The sequence below is a fragment of the Microbacterium testaceum genome, from assembly GCF_006539145.1.
Lineage (GTDB): Bacteria > Actinomycetota > Actinomycetes > Actinomycetales > Microbacteriaceae > Microbacterium > Microbacterium testaceum.
In genome coordinates this window covers 679,201-697,157 of record NZ_BJML01000001.1, presented here as the reverse complement: position 1 = coordinate 697,157, position 17,957 = coordinate 679,201, and the positions used below count along the sequence as shown (strand labels likewise).

Annotated in this window: 15 protein-coding genes, 1 tRNA gene and 1 pseudogene; 11 read left to right on the top strand and 6 right to left on the bottom strand. The window is 65.0% G+C overall.

Features of this window, described 5'->3' with window-relative positions; all coding sequences use genetic code 11:
• Window positions 1–120 precede the first annotated feature (120 nt).
• The 4 genes from MTE01_RS03350 to MTE01_RS03335 all read left to right on the top strand — a co-directional run bounded on the left by MTE01_RS03350 (window position 121) and on the right by MTE01_RS03335 (window position 4,624).
• On the top strand, window positions 121–828 hold the full coding sequence (locus tag MTE01_RS03350) for an ABC transporter ATP-binding protein (protein ID WP_141375675.1): 708 nt from the start codon (window positions 121–123) through the stop codon (window positions 826–828).
• Window positions 825–2,117, top strand: a complete 1,293-nt coding sequence (locus tag MTE01_RS03345) for an ABC transporter permease (protein ID WP_141375673.1) — start codon at window positions 825–827, stop codon at window positions 2,115–2,117. The genes MTE01_RS03350 and MTE01_RS03345 overlap by 4 nt, the downstream gene beginning before the upstream one ends.
• 93 nt (window positions 2,118–2,210) lie before the next feature.
• Window positions 2,211–3,878, top strand: coding sequence for an FAD-binding dehydrogenase (locus MTE01_RS03340; protein WP_141375671.1), 1,668 nt, complete (start codon window positions 2,211–2,213; stop codon window positions 3,876–3,878).
• A 116-nt stretch (window positions 3,879–3,994) separates the two neighbouring features.
• Entirely contained in the window at window positions 3,995–4,624 is a 630-nt protein-coding gene (locus MTE01_RS03335) for a hypothetical protein (protein ID WP_141375669.1), read from the top strand.
• Window positions 4,625–4,790: 166 nt separating this feature from the next.
• On the opposite strand, the gene MTE01_RS03330 is transcribed toward MTE01_RS03335, so the two are convergent.
• Window positions 4,791–5,732, bottom strand: coding sequence for an alpha/beta fold hydrolase (locus MTE01_RS03330; protein ID WP_246077951.1), 942 nt, complete (start codon window positions 5,730–5,732; stop codon window positions 4,791–4,793).
• 157 nt (window positions 5,733–5,889) lie between these two features.
• The gene (locus MTE01_RS03325) at window positions 5,890–6,969 is read right to left on the bottom strand and encodes a fatty acid desaturase family protein (protein ID WP_246077971.1); all 1,080 of its coding nucleotides are present in this window, start codon (window positions 6,967–6,969) and stop codon (window positions 5,890–5,892) included.
• Between the two features lie 395 nt (window positions 6,970–7,364).
• On the opposite strand from MTE01_RS03325, the gene MTE01_RS03320 reads away from it, so the two are divergent.
• From MTE01_RS03320 to MTE01_RS03315, 3 genes are all read left to right on the top strand, one after another.
• On the top strand, window positions 7,365–7,730 hold the full coding sequence (locus MTE01_RS03320; protein ID WP_103210537.1) for a hypothetical protein: 366 nt from the start codon (window positions 7,365–7,367) through the stop codon (window positions 7,728–7,730).
• Window positions 7,731–7,874: 144 nt separating this feature from the next.
• Entirely contained in the window at window positions 7,875–8,039 is a 165-nt protein-coding gene (locus tag MTE01_RS16940) for a hypothetical protein (RefSeq protein ID WP_170210598.1), read from the top strand.
• A gap of 83 nt (window positions 8,040–8,122) precedes the next feature.
• Window positions 8,123–8,581, top strand: a complete 459-nt coding sequence (locus tag MTE01_RS03315; protein ID WP_103210536.1) for a hypothetical protein — start codon at window positions 8,123–8,125, stop codon at window positions 8,579–8,581.
• A 194-nt stretch (window positions 8,582–8,775) separates the two neighbouring features.
• Here MTE01_RS03315 and MTE01_RS03310 read toward each other — a convergent pair.
• From MTE01_RS03310 to MTE01_RS03300, 3 genes and pseudogenes are all read right to left on the bottom strand, one after another.
• A pseudogene (locus MTE01_RS03310) lies at window positions 8,776–9,932 on the bottom strand (IS3 family transposase).
• A gap of 276 nt (window positions 9,933–10,208) precedes the next feature.
• On the bottom strand, window positions 10,209–11,999 hold the full coding sequence (locus MTE01_RS03305) for a UvrD-helicase domain-containing protein (protein ID WP_141375663.1): 1,791 nt from the start codon (window positions 11,997–11,999) through the stop codon (window positions 10,209–10,211).
• Window positions 11,996–14,089, bottom strand: a complete 2,094-nt coding sequence (locus MTE01_RS03300) for an ATP-dependent nuclease (RefSeq protein ID WP_141375661.1) — start codon at window positions 14,087–14,089, stop codon at window positions 11,996–11,998. Before MTE01_RS03300 ends, MTE01_RS03305 begins: the two co-directional genes overlap by 4 nt.
• Before the next feature lie 802 nt (window positions 14,090–14,891).
• Here MTE01_RS03300 and MTE01_RS03295 point away from each other — a divergent pair.
• The 3 genes from MTE01_RS03295 to MTE01_RS03285 all read left to right on the top strand — a co-directional run bounded on the left by MTE01_RS03295 (window position 14,892) and on the right by MTE01_RS03285 (window position 16,955).
• Entirely contained in the window at window positions 14,892–15,392 is a 501-nt protein-coding gene (locus tag MTE01_RS03295; protein ID WP_141375659.1) for a hypothetical protein, read from the top strand.
• A 143-nt stretch (window positions 15,393–15,535) separates the two neighbouring features.
• Window positions 15,536–15,745: a helix-turn-helix transcriptional regulator gene (locus MTE01_RS03290; protein WP_141375657.1), complete on the top strand. Its 210-nt coding sequence runs from the start codon at window positions 15,536–15,538 to the stop codon at window positions 15,743–15,745.
• A gap of 34 nt (window positions 15,746–15,779) precedes the next feature.
• Window positions 15,780–16,955: a tyrosine-type recombinase/integrase gene (locus MTE01_RS03285; RefSeq protein WP_246077950.1), complete on the top strand. Its 1,176-nt coding sequence runs from the start codon at window positions 15,780–15,782 to the stop codon at window positions 16,953–16,955.
• Window positions 16,956–17,145: 190 nt separating this feature from the next.
• On the opposite strand, the gene MTE01_RS03280 is transcribed toward MTE01_RS03285, so the two are convergent.
• Window positions 17,146–17,219, bottom strand: a tRNA-Pro gene (locus MTE01_RS03280).
• A 123-nt stretch (window positions 17,220–17,342) separates the two neighbouring features.
• Between MTE01_RS03280 and MTE01_RS03275 the strand changes: the two genes are divergently transcribed.
• On the top strand, window positions 17,343–17,921 hold the full coding sequence (locus MTE01_RS03275; protein ID WP_141375653.1) for a GNAT family N-acetyltransferase: 579 nt from the start codon (window positions 17,343–17,345) through the stop codon (window positions 17,919–17,921).
• The last annotated feature ends 36 nt before the right edge of the window (window positions 17,922–17,957 follow it).

Here is a 17,957-nt window from a genome sequence, read left to right as displayed (position 1 = left end):
TCCCCTCGCTCCCTGTCCGGCGATCGCCCCGGCGGGTCATTCGCAAATACCCCCGTGGGGGGAGGCGTCCTCCCCGGCGGTGGGACGCGGCATCCGGGGTCCGAGCGCGAGGGTGGGGTCATGGCATCCGATCCCGCTCCCCCACTCCTCTCGGTCACCGACCTGCACAAGTCGTACGGCCGAGGTTCCGCCCGCTTCGACGCGCTGCGCGGGGTGACCCTCGACATCCACCGCGGCGAGAGCATCGCCATCCTCGGCAAGAGCGGCTCGGGCAAGTCCACGCTCATGCACCTCTTGGCGCTGATGGACGCTCCCACGCGCGGCACCGTGCGCCTCGACGGAGTGGATGCCACGACCCTGCGCGGACGCGGGCTCAACCGAACGCGCAACAAGACCTTCGGTTTCGTCTTCCAGCAGTTCTTCCTGACGCCGACCGCGTCGGTGTTCGACAACGTCGTGCTGCCGCTGAAGATCGCCGGCGTGGGGCGCGCCGAGCGCAAGCGTCGAGGGCTGGCCGCCCTGGCCGAGCTCGACATGGGCGACAAAGCCCGCAACAAGGCCACGGCCCTGTCGGGCGGACAGAAGCAGCGCGCGGTGATCGCGCGGGCGCTCGTGAACGACCCGCAGGTGATCTTCGCCGACGAACCCACCGGCAACCTCGACTCGGCGACCGGCGCGGTGGTGGAGGACATCCTCTTCCGCCTCAACCGGGAGCACGGCATCACCCTCATCGTCGTGACGCACGACGAAGAGCTCGCGGCCCGGTGCGACCGCCGCGTGCAGATCCGCGACGGACTGATCGTCGCCGAAGAGCGGAGCGCGGCATGAAAACCCTCGACCTCGTCGGCACCGCCGTCGCCAACACCTTCCGCTCGAAGACCCGCACGATCCTGACGGTGCTGGCGATCTTCGTCGGTGCCTTCACCCTCACCATCACCAACGGACTCGGAACCGGCATCAACGCCTTCATCGACAGCACCGTGAGCGCGATGGGCGCCTCGGACGCGCTGACGGTGACGAAGACGAGCACCGACGCCGCGGCATCCACCGCTCCTCAGAAGTACGATCCGGATGCCATCTCGTCGGGGCGTCAGGCGGGCCCTCCGGGATCGACGAGCGAGGTGACAGCGCTCACGGATCAGGACATCACGACGCTCGCGGCGGTGCCGGGCATCGCGCGGGTCGTACAGGTGAAGTCCGTGACGATCGACTACGTGCAGGCGCCCGGCGGTGACCCGTATGTCGCGCGGGCCGGGAGCCTCGTGGCGGGACAGACGCCGCAGCTGGGCGCGGGGGCAGCGCCCGACGACGGTTCCGAGACGTTGGAGGTCGCCCTCCCCGACGCCCTGGTGGTGCCGATGGGCTTCGCCGACGCCGAAGCGGCCGTGGGTGCCACCGTGACCATCGCGGTCACCGATCCGGTGCGCACGCAACACACGGTCGAGGCGACGGTGACCGGGGTCACCGAGGAGGCGTTCGGCAGCACCACGACGCTGACGACGAACGCCGCGCTCGAGAACGCCCTGTCGGCCGCGCAGAACACCGGCGTCCCCGCCGACCAGCTCGACCGGTACGCCTCGGCGAGCGCGACGATGACAGCGGACGCGGACGCGACCGAGGTGAAGGCCGCCCTCACCGATGTCGGCTACACGGGCACGACGGTCGCCGATCAGCTGGGCACCTTCGAAGCGGTGATCAACGGGATCGTGCTGGTCTTGAACGCCTTCGCGATCATCGCGCTGCTGGCCGCGAGCTTCGGGATCGTGAACACCCTGCTCATGTCGGTGCAGGAGCGGACCCGCGAGATCGGCCTAATGAAGGCGATGGGTATGGGGAGCGGACGCGTGTTCTCGCTCTTCAGCCTCGAGGCGATCTTCATCGGTCTGCTGGGCAGTGCGCTCGGCGCAGTCGTGGCGATCGGGGTGGGGACGGCGGTCAGCGCCCAACTCGCGACGAGCCTGTTCAGCGACCTCTCCGGCCTGCAGCTCATCGCCTTCGATCCGGTGTCGATCGTCGTGACGACGCTGGCGGTGATGGGGATCGCTTTCCTCGCCGGAACACTGCCGGCGGCGCGTGCCGCGCGCGCCGACCCGGTCGAGTCGCTGCGGTACGAGTGAGTCGAGGGCCGGTGCGCGGGAACATTCTCGGGCGCCGGCCCTGGACGCGTCGACGGCGTAACGTGGACCCGCTACTCGACGCCGAGGGAGAACATGGACGCCGACGTCATCATCATCGGGGCGGGCCTCGCCGGCCTCGTCGCCACCAATGAACTGGTGCGCGCGGGCAAGCGCGTGATCATCGTCGAGCAGGAGAATGCGGCCAACCTCGGCGGGCAGGCCTTCTGGTCGTTCGGTGGGATCTTCCTGGTCGACTCCCCCATGCAACGCCGCCTCGGGGTGAAGGACTCCCTCGATCTCGCCTGGCAGGACTGGCAGGGTTCCGCAGGCTGGGACCGCCTCGACGGCGCACACCCCGAAGACGAGTGGGCGCAGAAGTGGGGGCGGGCGTACGTCGAGTTCGCCGCCGGCGAGAAGCGCTCGTGGCTGCAGCAGCAGGGCGTGAGGTTCACCCCCGTCGTCGGCTGGGCCGAGCGCGGGTCGCTCAGCGCCGGGGGCCACGGCAACTCGGTTCCCCGCTTCCACGTTCCGTGGGGAACGGGCACCGGGATCTCGGAACCCTTCGCCGACAGAGCGAGAGAAACGGATGCCGTCGACCTGCGGTTCCGCCACCGGGTCGACGAACTGGTCTTCACCGACGGCGCCGTGACGGGCGTGCGCGGCGCGGTCCTCGCCCCCGACGATTCCCCGCGCGGGGTGTCGTCGTCACGCGAGGTGGTCGGCGAGTTCGAGCTCTCGGCGCAGGCCGTCGTCATCTCGTCGGGCGGCATCGGCGGCGACCACGAGCGTGTGCGCCGGTGGTGGCCCGAGCGCCTCGGTACTCCCCCGCGCACCATGGTCACCGGCGTGCCCGCCCACGTCGACGGCCGCATGCTCGACATCGCCGCGGACCAGGGCGTGCGCCTGGTGAACCGCGATCGCATGTGGCACTACACCGAGGGGCTGCAGAACTGGAATCCGGTGTGGCCGGGTCATGGCATCCGGATCCTGCCCGGTCCGTCGTCGATGTGGCTCGATGCGCGCGGTCGCCGGTTGCCCCTCCCGGGGCTGCCCGGGTACGACACCCTCGGCACCCTGAAGATCCTGCGATCGACGCCCGATCTGGTCGAGTACGACTACTCGTGGTTCGTGCTCGATCAGACAATCATCAAGAAGGAGTTCGCCCTGTCGGGGTCGGAGCAGAACCCCGACATCACCGACCGCGACCTGGCTCTGCTGCTGCGCACGCGGCTCGGGCGTGCCGCTCCCGGCCCCGTCGAGGACTTCAAGCGGGAGGGAGCCGACTTCGTCGTCGCCGACACCCTGGCCGAACTCGTGCGCGGCATGAACGCCCTCACCGGCGACGACCTTCTCGACGAGGACTCGATCCGCCGGCAGCTCGAGGCGCGTGACCGCGAGGTCGTGAACCCGTACTCGAAAGACGCTCAGACCATCGGCATCCAGAACAGCCGACGCTTCCGCGGAGACCGGCTGTTCCGCACGGTCCCCGCCCACGCGATCCTCGACCCCCGTCACGGCCCGCTCATCGCCGTACGGCTCTGGATCGTCACGCGCAAGACGCTCGGCGGCATCCAGACCGACCTCGACGGCCGCGCCCTGAACGGATCCGGGATGCCGGTCCCCGGCCTCTACGCGGCGGGCGAGGCCGCGGGCTTCGGCGGCGGCGGGGCCCACGGGTACAACGCCCTGGAAGGGACTTTCCTCGGGGGCTGTCTGTTCACCGGGCGGACGGCGGGGAGGGCGTTGGCCGGGGTCGTGTGAGGGGTGGCGGCCGGGGCGCGCGACTCGGTGTAGCACCGCGGCCTCGGGCCCGTGTGGAGCGCCTGATATGGGGGAATGCTCCGCTGCCGCCAGCATGCAATCCGTACACTCGACACGTGACCCCACCGCCCGCCGACGAAGCGTTTCGCGCGCAGGACTCGCGGATGCAAATGCGGCACAGGGTGCTGTTGCTATGGACGCTCGTCGTGGTGTGCGTCGGGGCGAGCGCACTCATCTGGGGTCTGTGGGTCATGCCGGTGTCGCGGTCGGTCGCGGAGGCGCAGACGGTGCCGCTGGGCCAGACGGTCGAGCTGCCCGCTGAGGGCGTCACGGGAGTGTGGGCGTCGGGCGTGGCACCGCTGCTGGGACTCGTCGAGTGCCGGGCCGAGACCGCCGACGGGCGCGCACTCGGCATCTGGTCGGTCCCGTCACCGGGGTGGGACGACACCCTGTGGTGGATGACCCACGGCGACGGCTTCTCACCTGTGCAGAGCATCGCGGATGCGGGCGGCGCCGCCGCATCCGTCACGTGTTCGTCGCGGCTCGACGCGTACGACGGGAAGTTCCGGCTGGCCGGCGACGTGACCGGCGGCGGTAGCGGCGTGGGGCTCGGACGGATGGGAAACGTCGACTATCCCGCCGGCACCCTGCTCGCGCTCGGTGCCGTGGGACTGCCGCTGTTCGCCTTCCTGATGACGATCGTGCTCCTCGTGCAAAGGCTCCGTACCGGCGGCTCGGCCCGATAGCCGCGATCGCCGCGACCCCGTCCGACGATCAACCGGAGGCCGCCCGGTGGCCTACGCTTCCGGGAACAGCGGACCGATCACGGCCCACGCCTCATCCGAGATCACCTCACGCGACACGACATCCAGAATCGCCCGAGGAGCGCAACCGGGGGTTCAGCAACGTGCCCTAGCGCGAGACTTCGAGAAACCGGCGCGTATCCTGGGCGATCTCGCGCGAGAGCGTGTGGTGCAGGTAGTGCTCGCCCGCCATCAGCACCACCTCGCCCCGGTCGACGGATGCCGCCTGGGTGCGGTGCAGGTCGACCCAGCCCTCGACGTCGTCGTCCGCCTCACGCACGAACAGCAGCACCGGGAGGTCGGCGGGGAAGCGTCGACCGCTCGCGTCGGCGACGTTCGTCGATGCGTGGGCCATCTCGTCGAGCACGGTCGGCGCCGCGGAGTTCGCGTTCGTGAGCAGACGCATCTGCTCCCTCTCGTTCGCGCCGTACGGCAGTCCCTCGTACGGGTCGGGGGCGAGCGCTCGAAGGGCGCGGGTGAGGCCGAGGGTGTTCAGGAGGGCGAGGGAGTCGGTCGCGATCGGCTCGTCACCGCCGGGTTGGTCCGGCACGCTGCTGTCGATGCCGACGAAGGCCGTCACCTCGTCGCGATACGCCTCGACGTAGGTCAGCGCGTAAATGCCGGAGATCGAGTGCCCCATGAGCGCGTAGCGGTCGACGCCGAGGTACTCCAGGGCCGTGTGCACCTCGCGCGCGATATTCGCGGCCGTGCGCGGCTCGTCGGTCTGATCGCTCAACCCCGTGCCGAACGGCTCGACGGCGACGACACGATAGGTGTCGTCGAGCTGGTCGATGAGCGGCGCGAAATCGAGGCCGGGCGCCGCGGTGCCCAGGCCCGGCAGCAGCACGATGGTCTCCGCGTGGTCACCGTTGATGACGACGTTCATCGAACGATCCCCCACGGGCACCCGCTCGCCGTACGGGGTGATCTCCGCGGCCTCGGCGCGGGTGGCCACGGCGTTGACGGTGGCCGTGGTGGCCAGCGTCACCGCGAGGACGCCGACGATCGCGACGGGTGGGAGCAGGAGGGCGAGGCGGGTGGATTTCTTCACGGGAAGGTCCTTCGGGTCGAGGTTCCTCCAGTCGACCAGCGGCTGCCCGTGGGCGGGAGAGCCTTCGGTCACCACTCGCGGTGACATTTGTCACCGAAACCACGACAGAGGGCCCCGCGCGATGCGGGGCCCTCTGGGATGGATGGTCGTGCGGGCGTCAGGCCCGCGCGGCCGCCGAGGTCATGGGGCACTCGAACGGGTCGCGGGCGGCGAGTCCCACCTGGTTCAGGTAACGGATGACGATGCCGTACGACTCGAACAACGTCGTCTCGACGTAGGGGACGTTGAGCGTCTGGCTGTGCTCCTTGACGATCGCGCGGGCCTTGCTGAGGTGCGGGCGCGGCATGTTCGGGAACAGGTGGTGCTCGATCTGGTAGTTCAGCCCGCCCATGAGCCACGTGGCCCACCAGCCGCCGGTGATGTTGCGCGAGGTGCGCACCTGCTTGCTGAAGAAGTCGAGCTTCGCATCGGGAGCGATGACGGCCATGCCCTTGTGGTTCGGCGCGAACGAGGCGCCCATGTAGAGACCGAACACCGCGAGCTGCACGCCAACGAAGGCGAAGGCCATGCCGAGCGGCAGGAAGACGAACACCGGAGCCACGAAGACCGCGAAGCGCAGGGCGATCAGGCCGAGCTCCGTCCAGCGACCCTTGACCGGCTCCTTCGAGAGCAGGTGGCGCAGACCGATGAAGTGAAGGTTGGCGCCCTCGAGCGTGAGCAGGGGGAAGAACGCCCACCCCTGGCGCTGGGTGATCCAACGCTGCAGGCCGCGCGCCTTGGCGGCGTCGACCTCGATGAACGAGATCGTGTCGATCTCGATGTCGGGGTCTTTGCCCACACGGTTGGGGTTGGCGTGGTGACGCGTGTGCTTCGAGGTCCACCACGACAGGCTCATGCCCACGACGCCGGCAGCGAGCCACAGCGCGAGACGGTCATTGGCCTTGCCCGAGGCGAAGATCTGCTTGTGCGCGGCCTCGTGGGCGAGGAACGCCACCTGGGTGAGCAGGATGCCGAGCGCTGCGGCGATCAGCAACTGGAACCAGCTGTCGCCGAGCAGGACGAATCCGGTGATCGCCCCGCCGAACCCGAGGGCGAGGACGGTGCCGACCATCGCGTAGAACCGGCGGGCGCGAACGAGCAGGCCTGTCTCTCGGACGACCTGCGACAACTCGGTGTAGGCCTTGGCCATGGGCGGGAACTCCGTCGTTCCCTTGTAGGTCTGACGGATCGGTCCCATCCGGGACTCGATGACGGGTGCAGCCAATGCGTGCTCCTCGGTGGGGGTGACCGAAGTCTTCGACGACGAAAGCGGATGCCGACGACGTGAGGGCCACGCTACGGGGGCGGTATGCGCCACGACGTATACGCCGACGCCGGAATCGGCGGAAATCCGCATATTCGCCGCCCCGCGCGCACATTCTGCTCAGACAATTGCCAGCCTCAGGACACAGAACGTTCTTTTCGATGCGTCCGAGGCGCCGATCAGGTGGCGCGTGTCATCGACGGCCTCGACGGCACGTGCTTTCGAGCCGCCCGCCTGAACGGTTCGGAACCCTCAAGCAAGATGCGACGATAATCAACCCACCCCCCGAAACCGTCTGCCCCCGCAAGACGGGGCGCACACTGGGGAAGATGCGACAGGTCAGCTACGCGGGTGGACGGTTCGTCACCACCGACGAAGTCGCCGACGCGCTCCTTCACCTCGTCGTGGGGATCGCCGCGACCGGCGTTCCTCAGCGGGTTGAGGTGCCCATCGTCGTCGAGGGCGACGGTGGCGGCCAGGGAACCGCGTGGATGACCGTCGGCCCATCGCCCGCGATGCTGAGTGTGCCCCTCGCCTGGGTCGGCGAGGTGCCTGACTTCTCCGATCAGGTCACCATGATGCGGATGCAGGCGTCCTACCCACGAACGGCGATCACCATCGCGCCCTCGTCACCCGAAACCTGGGACCCGGCCCCCGTCACGTCGTGGGACGACGAAGACTACTACGGGCTGTGAATGCGCACCCGACATCATCCGTCGATCGTGGAATCACCGGCTCCCCGCGAAGTGCGGCGCGCTAGTTGGTGAACTATTCGATTTCACAAAATGCCCGTAAAAAGAAAATGACGGGAAAAAAATAATGAGCGTAGAGTCGGCGATATGTGGCGCACTCTCGTAATTCTGCTCGCCGTGTGGGCGGTGCTGACAGTCGTGGGATTCGCCTTCCAGGGGCTGCTCTGGCTCGCAATCATCGGCATCATCCTGTTCGTCGGCACGTTCCTGTTCGGCGTGATCCGATCTCGGACACGTCGGCGCGCCTCCTAGAACCAGCCTTCGTTCGAGCCATTTCGACGGGGGACCCTCGCGTTCAGTTCGCTCTGCGACGCCTGCCGAAAAGTCGAGATCATATGACCAGTTCCCCTTCGCCCGCCTCCGATCGCTCGGATCTGCTCGGTCTCACGACGGTGTTGGCGGGCTCGCTTCCTCGAACCCTGGGCACCCCCGAAACTCCCGACACCTACCAGGTCGACGCGGTGTTCTCTCGCCGCCCCCTCCCGGAAGAGGTGGTGGCGATCCATTCCGCAGCGACGCAGCAGGCGCTGGCCACCGCCGGATACCCGTCCGTGACCGTGCGCGTCTCCGACCGGCGCCTCGAGATCCGCAATACGACCCTCGAACAGCTCGAGACGGGACTGGCAACCGTCCTCGCCGATCAATTCGCATTGATCACCTCGCACATTCGCGAAGAACAAGCCACGGCACGCAAGCTCGTCGAGGACGCAGCCGGCGCGGAGGGCACCCGCATCGATGCCGTCGCAGCGCGCGCAGGACGCATTCGGTTCCAGCGTTCCGGCGACGCCGGCTGATCTCGAAGACCCCGCACGGGTGATCCCCCGATCAAGGGGGAACGGCTTCGAGACCGCGAGTTCTGAGAGAGCATGACGCCACGACAATACGAAAGGCCCCTGCAAACCCGCAGGGGCCTTTCGTGTTCTCGGGCGTGAGGAACGAACTGGTGACAAGTTGACCTGCCCCACGATTTCGGTTCCAGTGTGGGTCGCTAACTTGCGGCGGGGATGTTGTTGATTTCGAGTTTCTCGTATTCGATCGGGGTGCGGTAGCCGAGCGAGGAGTGTCGGCGCTGACGGTTGTGGAAGATCTCGATGTACTCGAAGATCGCGTTGGCGAGTTCGACTCTCGTCTTCCACTTCTTCCGGTTCAGTAACTCGATCTGCATCGATGACCAGAAGCTCTCCATCATCGCGTTGTCCAGTCCGTCGCCGACGGATCCGAACGATGGTAAGAGCCCGGCGGAGCGGATCTTCTCCCCGAAGAGCCATGAGGTGAATTGCGTTCCATGATCCGCGTGAACGATTCCGCCCGGCGCGGGACGACGATTCCGGATAGCCATGTCGAGCGCGTTGATGACGAGCGTCGTGTCCTGCTTGGAGTCGATCGACCAGCCGATGATCCGACGGCTGTAGGCGTCGAGTACCGCCGCGCAGCAGACCCAGCCCTCGCGCGTGCGGTGCTGCGTGATATCCGTCACCCAGAGCTCGTTCGGGCGAGGCCTGGCGAACTTCCGGTTCACGAGATCGTCCGCAGTCACGACTCCGCGGAGCCGCTTGATTCGGGTCGGCCCGGGGAGCCCATAGATCCCGGCTTGGTGCATGAGCTTGAAGACGGTCTTGTCGCTGACGGGGACGCCCATCGCCATGGTCAGCTCGGCGTGGACACGCCTGTATCCGTAGGTGCCGCGTGAGGTGACGTGCACTTCCCGGATCAGCCCGGTCAACCATTGCCTGCGCAGTTCCGACTGGGTGAGGGGTTTGCGTTTGACGCGGTAGTAGTGCTGCCTGGCGACCCCGAGAACGCGGCAGCAACGGTCGATCGGGATCCCGGCGCCGGCGAGGCGGTCGATCACCGGGAAGAGCCTTTTGGGCGGGGACGCTCCTCGTCGAGAAACTTCGCCGCCTGCCGCACGATCAGCAGCTCGGTCTCCAACTCGCGGATACGGCGCTTAGCGGCGCGCAACTCCGCCGACTCCGACGACGGCACACCGGCCCGGCGGCCATTGTCGATGTCATCCTGGCGGATCCAGTTCGAGAGCGTGACAGGGTGGATGCCGAGTTCCACGGCGGTCTGCTTGGCCTGCTTACCGGCACGCACGAGTGCAACGGCGCGCGCACGGAACTCCTGCGGATAGGGACGAGGCATGAGGATGAGCCTTCCGGATCAGGCCACCAGTTAGCCACCGAAACTGGAACCTAATCCGTGGGGCACCCTTCTGCCGGGGCATCGCTGTGGAGTTGTAAAAGCATCCATCAAGTCTGGAACGGTCGCCACGCCTTGGCGATAAGGATGAGTCACGTGCAATGGCTCACGCGCTGGTGAGAGCTATCGTCTCGGGCATGCGACGGTGACACACATCAGTTGCGTGTTGCAAGCGCGAAGATTTGAAGAGCGTCCCGCGCACTCTCCCCGTGGCAGCGTTTACGCGGTGAGCGACCGTGGCACTCCTGCTTCATCGAACTCGATGGAGATCACGTTTTCTTGCCCTACCCAATCTTCGAGTACCGCCACCGCATCGTTGCTGAGCTCTTGCACGAACAGCAGCGCAAGGTTGTGTTTTGCTCGTGAAGCGGAGACGTAGAAGAGGTTGCGTGAGGATGGGAAACTCCCGGCCTGTTTGAGCTCTGGATTGCTCTGCGGCGCGTGGGCGGCGATCATCTTGGCGAAGTCGTACTTATTCCAGCCGCGCCCGACAAGTACGATCACATCGTCGAACTCTGCACCTTTGACGGAGTGTTTGGTTGAGAAAACGGTGCTGTCATCTAAGTAGGAACGGAGTGCGCGCACTTCGGCATACGGCACGTGGCGCAGCTTCCGATGCTCCACCAGCTTTCGCGGCTCTTCCAGTTCCTCCCCCGGGCCTAGAGCCAGTAGTGCCTCTTCTAGCTCGCGTCCTCGCTTAGCTACCCGTGTGGGCACGGAGAAGAGACCCTGAGAGCTCAAGAGATCCAACACATCACCGATGGTGCCAGTATCTCCGGTCAAGATGAGCGAATCGAAGTACTCGGACCAGCGATGCTTATCTTTCGGTGCAGTGAGGGTTGGCTTCTTGCTTCCCAGGAGGCGGAACAGTTGCCCGTATTTGTGCTCGGAGAACGCTCGAATGGCAGGTTCTATGGTGTCGACAAGGTACTCGATCACCGGGTCTTCCTTGTTGGCGAAGGCATCGTTGGATCCGAAGACACCGGGAAGGCTGGGGTATCCCAGTTCATTCGCGATCGTCGCGTGCGTAAGCATCAGGACCTTCAGGTCCTTTGAGTTCTGGATCCATGTGCTGCTTGGGGACGCGTGTTGGAGCCATTCCAGACATGCCTGAGTAGCTTCCTGGGAGATTTGCCCCTTCCAGTGCCTGCCTAGACGGACACCCGGCCAAGTATTGGAGTGATAGACCGTGACTGTTCCCTCAGTGGCATCGGCTCGAGGTGCTTGCGGAAGCTCAGGGCGTAACTTGTTCAGGAAGTCGACGATCGATCGGTCTGATCGGAAGTTGGCGTTCTTGGGGATGGATGTGAGCGAGGAGTGTTCGATTGAGCCGCAGGTTCTGTCGTAGATCTGTTGCCAGTGATCGCCGAAGAAGCCCACGACAGGGTTTGCGCGGTCTCCTCCGTGACCTGATAGAACCGCTTCGGCAAGCCCAGACGGGGTGTCCTGGTACTCGTCGATGAAGACAACGGGGAACCGGTCCGTGATCAGCGAGCGGAATTTCTCATTGCCGAAGAGCTGAATCGCAAACTCGGGGATGTCATTGTGATGAAGCGTGACTCGGTCCTCATGAAGGCCACGAATCCCTAGGTCGTACTCGATCGCCAGCCCGCTGATATCTGGATGCTCGGCGAGACGCTCCTGCCAGCTTTCCGAGGAGCGAACAGCCGCAGTGAGAGCCTTCTGGTAAGGACTGATCATCTCCCAGAGGAACCCATGGAGGGTGTCGGCGAAGATGGCGGGGTCTTCGTCGGTTCTTGCCTTGATTTCGTCGCGGGCGACCTTGGTGTAGGTCAGGCAAGCGACTCGTTGATCGCTGCGGGGAAGGTAGACGGACTTGTTTTCCAGTATGCGTCGTAGCGCTTGGATCAGTGAGTAGGTCTTGCCTGCTCCTGCGCCCGCTTCAAGCTTGAAGTTCCTGCGATCGTCGAGCGCGGCAAAGAGAGCAGCGAGAGCTTTCTCGCTTGCCCTTTCTGCATTCTCAGCAACGGCGCTGTCCAGGATGGTCATCGAACAACCACTCCCGTGTCGCTTGGGGCATCAGTCACGGGTTCATGCGCGGTGGTGTAGTTGAGTAACCAGTCGAGTCCGCGTTGGATGTATCGAGGGGTCCTCCAGCCCGTCTCCTCAACGGCGAATCGCAAAGCGAAGTCGCTCTTCTTCAGGCCATCTACAGCATCGCGGACGCGGACCTCGTCTTCACTGGCATTGCCAGTGAGCGTGAGTTCCTCAGAGGAGGGATTAGCAAGAAGGAAGGCATCTTCAAAGGTGCGGCCGCACGCTTTCCCCTTGCTCTCGGGAACTTGGAACGCAAGGTACCGGTTGCCACGGATGATGGCGTCTGTCTCAGCCGCCTCCAGCAAGGAAGTCGGGTTCTGCGCCGCTGGGTCAGGGAACCAAGCTTTGATGGTTGCGTTGCTTGTTGTTTTGCCTTCGTGAACTGTCGTTGCTCCGTCCCTCTTCTTACCCTCGACCGGGCCTATCGCATCGATGTCGGTGATGATGAGCGTTGGAAGGCCAAGGAAGTCAAGGAGCGGGAAGAAAATGTGGGCGTATGCGCCTCCCACTTCCATGAGCGCAACGTACTGGCTGCTGAGCTCATGTTCGGCGTTCCTAATGGCCGCAGGAACGATCAGTCGTTCGCTTGTGCCCTCTACGAGTATGGCTTTGTCGGCGAAGAAGAGATCAGAGCGAGTGAGGGTCAGATACTGGTGCAGGAACTCCTTGTTGAGGCCCTCAGCGTCGGTGAGGTCGAGGACATTGGCGTGGTGGCCGGGGCCACCATTCGGGTCATTCTCGACACGGAAGTATCGGATCGTTGAGAAGTCCGCACGGTTGGCAACATGAGACGAGTGTGTCGAGACCGCGAACTGAGGCCACCAAGGGTGCTTCTTTTCGTCCAACGTCGGAAAGAGCTCAGCAACCGACGCGAGCTGCTCGATGAACACCTCCTGCATCTGCGGATGAAGATGCGCTTCAGGCTCTTCAATGAAGATCAAGTGCAGTCCAGGCATATTGCCCCTCGTCGCATACTCCCGGTAGTAGCTGAGAAGCGTGAGCAGCATCAAGATGAGGTTGCGAGAACCCAGACCGCTGTATGACTCAGGAAGAGACACCCCGGCTACGCCGTCGTAACGAATACTGGTGTGGTTCCCCAGTACACGTTCAATGTCCAGAGTCGTTTCCGCTTTGAGACCAGGATCAGTGAGACCGGGGTATCCGAAGCTCCGAAGCGCCGGAATGATCCCCTTCACCATCTCACTGACTTTGGTGCCCAGATCCTGCTCGATGTCAGCAACTGCTGCCGTGAGCGCATCAGCGGTTGCTTTCTGTGTGCTTCCGTCGTTCGCTTTGGAGGCAGCGTCAAACAGGTTCTGGAAGATGCTGCCGATCAGATCTTTGGGTCGTTCCTTCTCGTCGTCGAGCCCGCGTTGGGCTTTCAAAAAGTGAACGGTGAGGATGCGCCGCATCGCCTCGAGCGGGATGTCGCGCGTGTTTGAGGCATCCCCCGGGTCGATTGCAGTGATTGACCGCGCGAACAATCCCTGAACGCGGTCTCCGACAATGCCCAGTACGCACTCGACGTCCGCTTCCGCACCCGTGTTCGGGTCGTTCGCTACCCCCTCGAAAAACTCCGACAGGCGTCCACCTTCGAGTGAGTAGCTGAAGCGGATCATCGCTGTTGTGCAATCCGGGTCGAGATCGACGATGGCTGCGGCTAGAGGTCCGTATTCCGGCAGTTCCTTCGAGTACGAAATCTCCACTGTGAGGGAGATCTCGGGAAGAAGACGTCTCGCGGCTTCTTCATCCCCCGCGGAGTATGCCTTCCAGGACTCGAGGAACTCCGGGTAGCTCTCGGCAGAGAAGTCCGCCACGGTGAAGTTCAACGTCGACGGTTGCAGGAAACGCGTAAATGCCTCCGCAAGAGTTGTCTTCCCACTGTTGTTCCGGCCAACCAACACAGTTGTTCGGTTATCAAGCTCAATATCGACGTTCCGCAGCAGGCGGAAATTGTGCACCTTGATGCTCGCGACCCGCATGGGAGCGGGCGGATTCTCCGGCTCGTTGCTGGGATCTGTGGGCGCAGTCTGCTGGGTCATTCGTGGTCCTTTACTGAAGGACCACCGTCGCGGCGCTCCTGCTGAGTCAGATGATCATCGTGCTATCAGCATGCCCGATGCGCTCTTGCGATGTCGAGCAGAACACGCCAGGCATACCTCTCTTGTGCGCTGCCTACGCCGAGAGGACAAAGCCATGCCCGAGATCAACCTTGATGAGTTGGATGAGCGCACTGCAAGGGTGACGCTCGCGATGGTGGCTGAGCCGCGCGACACGACGTCGCACCTCGTACACGATCTCGGCGGAGTCAGGACTGTGTATCTGGCGCTCGGTAGCGAGATCCCGTGGTTCAGTCCGAGTGCGAGCCTCGAGCAGTGGCGGCAGGACATCGCACCGCGACTAGATTTCGACGGCGCTCGGCGCGTCTTGGCCGAGTCGGAGAAGATCGGCGCTCAAGTCCTGATCCCAAGAACCAGCGAGTGGCCGCTCGACCTTCGCACCCTCGGCCCTGATCAGCCGATCGCGCTCGGATCGGCCACGACAACAACATCACCCGCTACACCGTCGACCGCGGCGCACCCGAACGCGAGGCACCGCAGCACGAAGCCCCTGGCCGGGAACAGATGCAGTAGGCGCTCGCGCAGCGTGAAGCAGACATGGAGCCCGAATCACCCGCCGCATCCGCCGCGGGCTCGGCGGAGGGCGAGGCCGTTGCCCGCTGACCCGTGGGGTTTCCATGCCGGGTGCGGCGATTATCCTCACACCTGCACCTGGTCGCCGCACCCACCTCTTTTTGTTCGTTCGCGCTGCAGCAGCGGCGCGTCTTTCGCTCAGGAGTAGACCATGAACAGTGAACAGTCGCCCTCGGCTGCGCCGGGGCCAGATTCCGACGGGGCGGATGCCGGCGACCTCCCACCCAGCGTGGAGGAGAAGACGCGCGAGCTCCCGAAACAGGCCTACGTCAGCGACCTCGCGGCAGCGCTCGGGCAAGTGCCACGCCCGATCAACTGGCGCCCCCTCCCACCCGACGACCTCGAACACGAACTCCTCGAACTCAACGAATGGGTGGACTGGCTCCGCCATACCTACGGCCTCCCCGCGCAGGTGATCCCTCCGATGTGGCACCGCCACCCGGAACTCTTGTGCGAGCTGTCAGAGCTCAGGCAACACTGGCTGTTCTGCTTCGACCAACAAGCCAAAGGCAACCAGGCCCTCGCCTGGCACCACGACTTCGCGATCGCCCGCGAACGCCTCCGCGACTGGGTCACGATCTCCGGCACACGCCTGGACCGTGACCGCCCCACCCGCATCACCTCCTGGCCAGGAGGCGAAGCAGACGGCTGAACCGAACCCTCCACGGCAGAGGCACCGGTAACTGAGCGGACGAAGGATTTACTGGCGTTCGTCGAAGAGCAGGTCAAAACGCGGACTGCGGAACAGGACGCGACGATCCGGGAGATCGTCAACATCGATTGGAGCGAGCAGTCATGACCGAGCAGACCAGCGACGTGCTCGTTTCACCGCTGCGGGACAGCCGGGAGATTGCGGCGTTCCGGCGGGTATCGGAATCGACGCTGTCGAGGTGGCGGGCGGAGAAGAAGGGGCCGCCGTTCATCCGGATCGGCGGTGTGACGAGGTACCGCATCGAACAGGTCGAACAATGGCTCGCGTCCCTCGATACCGATGAGCACGCCTGACCCCACCGCACCACTCCCGGTGCCACCGATCGGGGTGAAAGGCACCACCGATCTCGAACACCGCGCCTCCGAAATCCGCGCCCGTGCCTGCTGGATTGACCCACACACCCGCAAACGCGTCACCCGTGCCCTCGTCGTCCCCGACGAGGAAGCAGCAGACGAATTCTTCCAATACCTGCAAGCCTCCGCCGAACTCGGGATCGACAAACGCATCCTGCTCTCCGACTACGTCGAGATGATCGGAGACCGGTGGCAGCGTGGCCTTGGCCCAACCTCCACCGTCGACGGCTACAGACTCGGCCTCCGCCTCCGCGTGCTCCCCGCGCTGGGGCATTTGCCGTTGTCGCAGATCACCGCCGGGATGATCGACCGCACCATCGACCAGTGGGAAACCCAGCACTCCGCGTCAACGATCAAGAACACCATCGCACCCCTCGTCCGCGTCCTCGATGAATCCGTCCGCGACGACCTCCTGCCCAGCAATCCCGCACGCAACCGATCCCGGCGCTCTCTCGGAAAGTCAGCGCTCAACCTCAAAGAGAACGACCTCTCGCCACGCGTGCACGCACTCAAAGGTCTCGCGACCCTCACCACGTTGGCCGATCGGTGTGGGGAGGTGCATCAGAGCTACTCCGATTTCGTGATGGTCAGCGCTCTCCTCGACGCCCGCGGCTCCGAAATCTCAGGCCTCCAAGTCGGCGACATCGACTGGGATCAACGTGTCGTCACGATCCGCCGCCAAACCTACCCCGGCGCAGGAGGCCTCGTCACTAAACAAACCAGGGGCGGCGACATCCGCCACGTCCCCATCCTGCAAGCCCTCACACCCGTACTGCAACGCCTCACCCACAACCGCGAACCCGACGAGCGGCTCCTGACCGGCCCACGCGGTGGTGTGCTCACCACAGCATCGGTGCGGGATGCGACGAAGTCGGACCAACTCGTCACCGAGCTCGAGCTACCCAGCCTCACCCGGCACGGGCTCCGCCACACCGGAGCGACCTGGCTCGCCGACGCAGGCATCCCGCTCCACGTCCTCCAAGGCATCCTCGGCCACAAATCAATTGAGACGACCCGCGGGTACCTCCACCCCGACACTAGGCACCTCACCGACGCTGCCGCACGCGCCAACGCGTTCCTCGACGGACACGAGAACCCTAACCGCGACAGCCCCGCTACGTCCAGTCGAGCGACGGCACTTGGGCGATGACAAGGCTGCCGATCGCGGCCAAAACGGGCTCCAGGTCCCGGCCAGGTCCCGACTCGTCGCAACGGCCGCAATCGATGCGCCCCGGAGGGCATCAGCACCCGTGGTCGGATGCTTCCATAAACCCCTCCGAAAAGGACAACAGAAACGACAAAGCCCAGGCGAGAAACATATTCTCGCCTGGGCTTTTCTGTCGGGATGACAGGATTTGAACCTGCGACCCCTTGACCCCCAGTCAAGTGCGCTACCAAGCTGCGCCACATCCCGTTACCCGCGAGCGGGCAACTCCCCTATATTAGCCCCTCGCCGACTCCCCCGCGAACCAACGACCACCCCGGGCGTGTGCGCACTCCCTTGTCGATGTCGGAGCCCCTCGCTACGGTCTCGGGCATGACGATCGAGATCCTCCCCGCCACCGGCGACCGCTTCGACGACGCAGAGACGGCGCTCGACAGCGGAGACGGTCCCGGATGCCAGTGCCAGTGGTGGCTGCTCACGAACGCGGAGTTCCAGCAGAGCTCGCGCGACGACCTCACCACGCGCTTTCATGCCGAGATGCACGGTGATCGCTCGCCGGGGCTCATCGCCTACGTCGACGGCGAACCCGCGGGCTGGGTGCGCGTCGGCCCCCGCGTCGACCAGGCCCGCCTCCTCCGCACCCGCGACGTCACGATCGCGACAGAGGAGCCCCTCGACGCCGACGACGTCTGGTCGGTCTCGTGCTTCGTGGTCCGCACGGCGCACCGCGGCACGGGCTTGATGAAGAAGCTCCTGGATGCCGCGGTCTCCACCGCCCGCGCGGCCGACGCCCGCGTCGTCGAGGCGTATCCCCTCGACCCCACCGTCACGAATCGCTCCGCCAACCAGCTGTATCGCGGCACCGTGTCGATGTTCGAGGAGGCGGGCTTCGACATCGTCGATCGCCCCAAGCCCGATCGTGCCCTCGTCTCGTTGAGCCTGCGCGAGTGAGAGCCCGTCTTACGATTGAGGTTCACCGACGAAAGA

What these genes read in the sequence shown, in the direction of transcription:
- MTE01_RS03350 (WP_141375675.1), top strand. Translation starts at nt 121, where the DNA reads ATGGCATCCGATCCCGCTCCCCCACTCCTCTCGGTCACCGACCTGCAC.
- MTE01_RS03345 (WP_141375673.1), top strand. Translation starts at nt 825, where the DNA reads ATGAAAACCCTCGACCTCGTCGGCACCGCCGTCGCCAACACCTTCCGC.
- MTE01_RS03340 (WP_141375671.1), top strand. Translation starts at nt 2,211, where the DNA reads ATGGACGCCGACGTCATCATCATCGGGGCGGGCCTCGCCGGCCTCGTC.
- MTE01_RS03325 (WP_246077971.1), bottom strand. Translation starts at nt 6,969, where the DNA reads ATGGGACCGATCCGTCAGACCTACAAGGGAACGACGGAGTTCCCGCCC.
- MTE01_RS03320 (WP_103210537.1), top strand. Translation starts at nt 7,365, where the DNA reads ATGCGACAGGTCAGCTACGCGGGTGGACGGTTCGTCACCACCGACGAA.
- MTE01_RS16940 (WP_170210598.1), top strand. Translation starts at nt 7,875, where the DNA reads ATGTGGCGCACTCTCGTAATTCTGCTCGCCGTGTGGGCGGTGCTGACA.
- MTE01_RS03315 (WP_103210536.1), top strand. Translation starts at nt 8,123, where the DNA reads ATGACCAGTTCCCCTTCGCCCGCCTCCGATCGCTCGGATCTGCTCGGT.
- MTE01_RS03305 (WP_141375663.1), bottom strand. Translation starts at nt 11,999, where the DNA reads ATGACCATCCTGGACAGCGCCGTTGCTGAGAATGCAGAAAGGGCAAGC.
- MTE01_RS03300 (WP_141375661.1), bottom strand. Translation starts at nt 14,089, where the DNA reads ATGACCCAGCAGACTGCGCCCACAGATCCCAGCAACGAGCCGGAGAAT.
- MTE01_RS03295 (WP_141375659.1), top strand. Translation starts at nt 14,892, where the DNA reads ATGAACAGTGAACAGTCGCCCTCGGCTGCGCCGGGGCCAGATTCCGAC.
- MTE01_RS03290 (WP_141375657.1), top strand. Translation starts at nt 15,536, where the DNA reads ATGACCGAGCAGACCAGCGACGTGCTCGTTTCACCGCTGCGGGACAGC.
- MTE01_RS03275 (WP_141375653.1), top strand. Translation starts at nt 17,343, where the DNA reads ATGACGATCGAGATCCTCCCCGCCACCGGCGACCGCTTCGACGACGCA.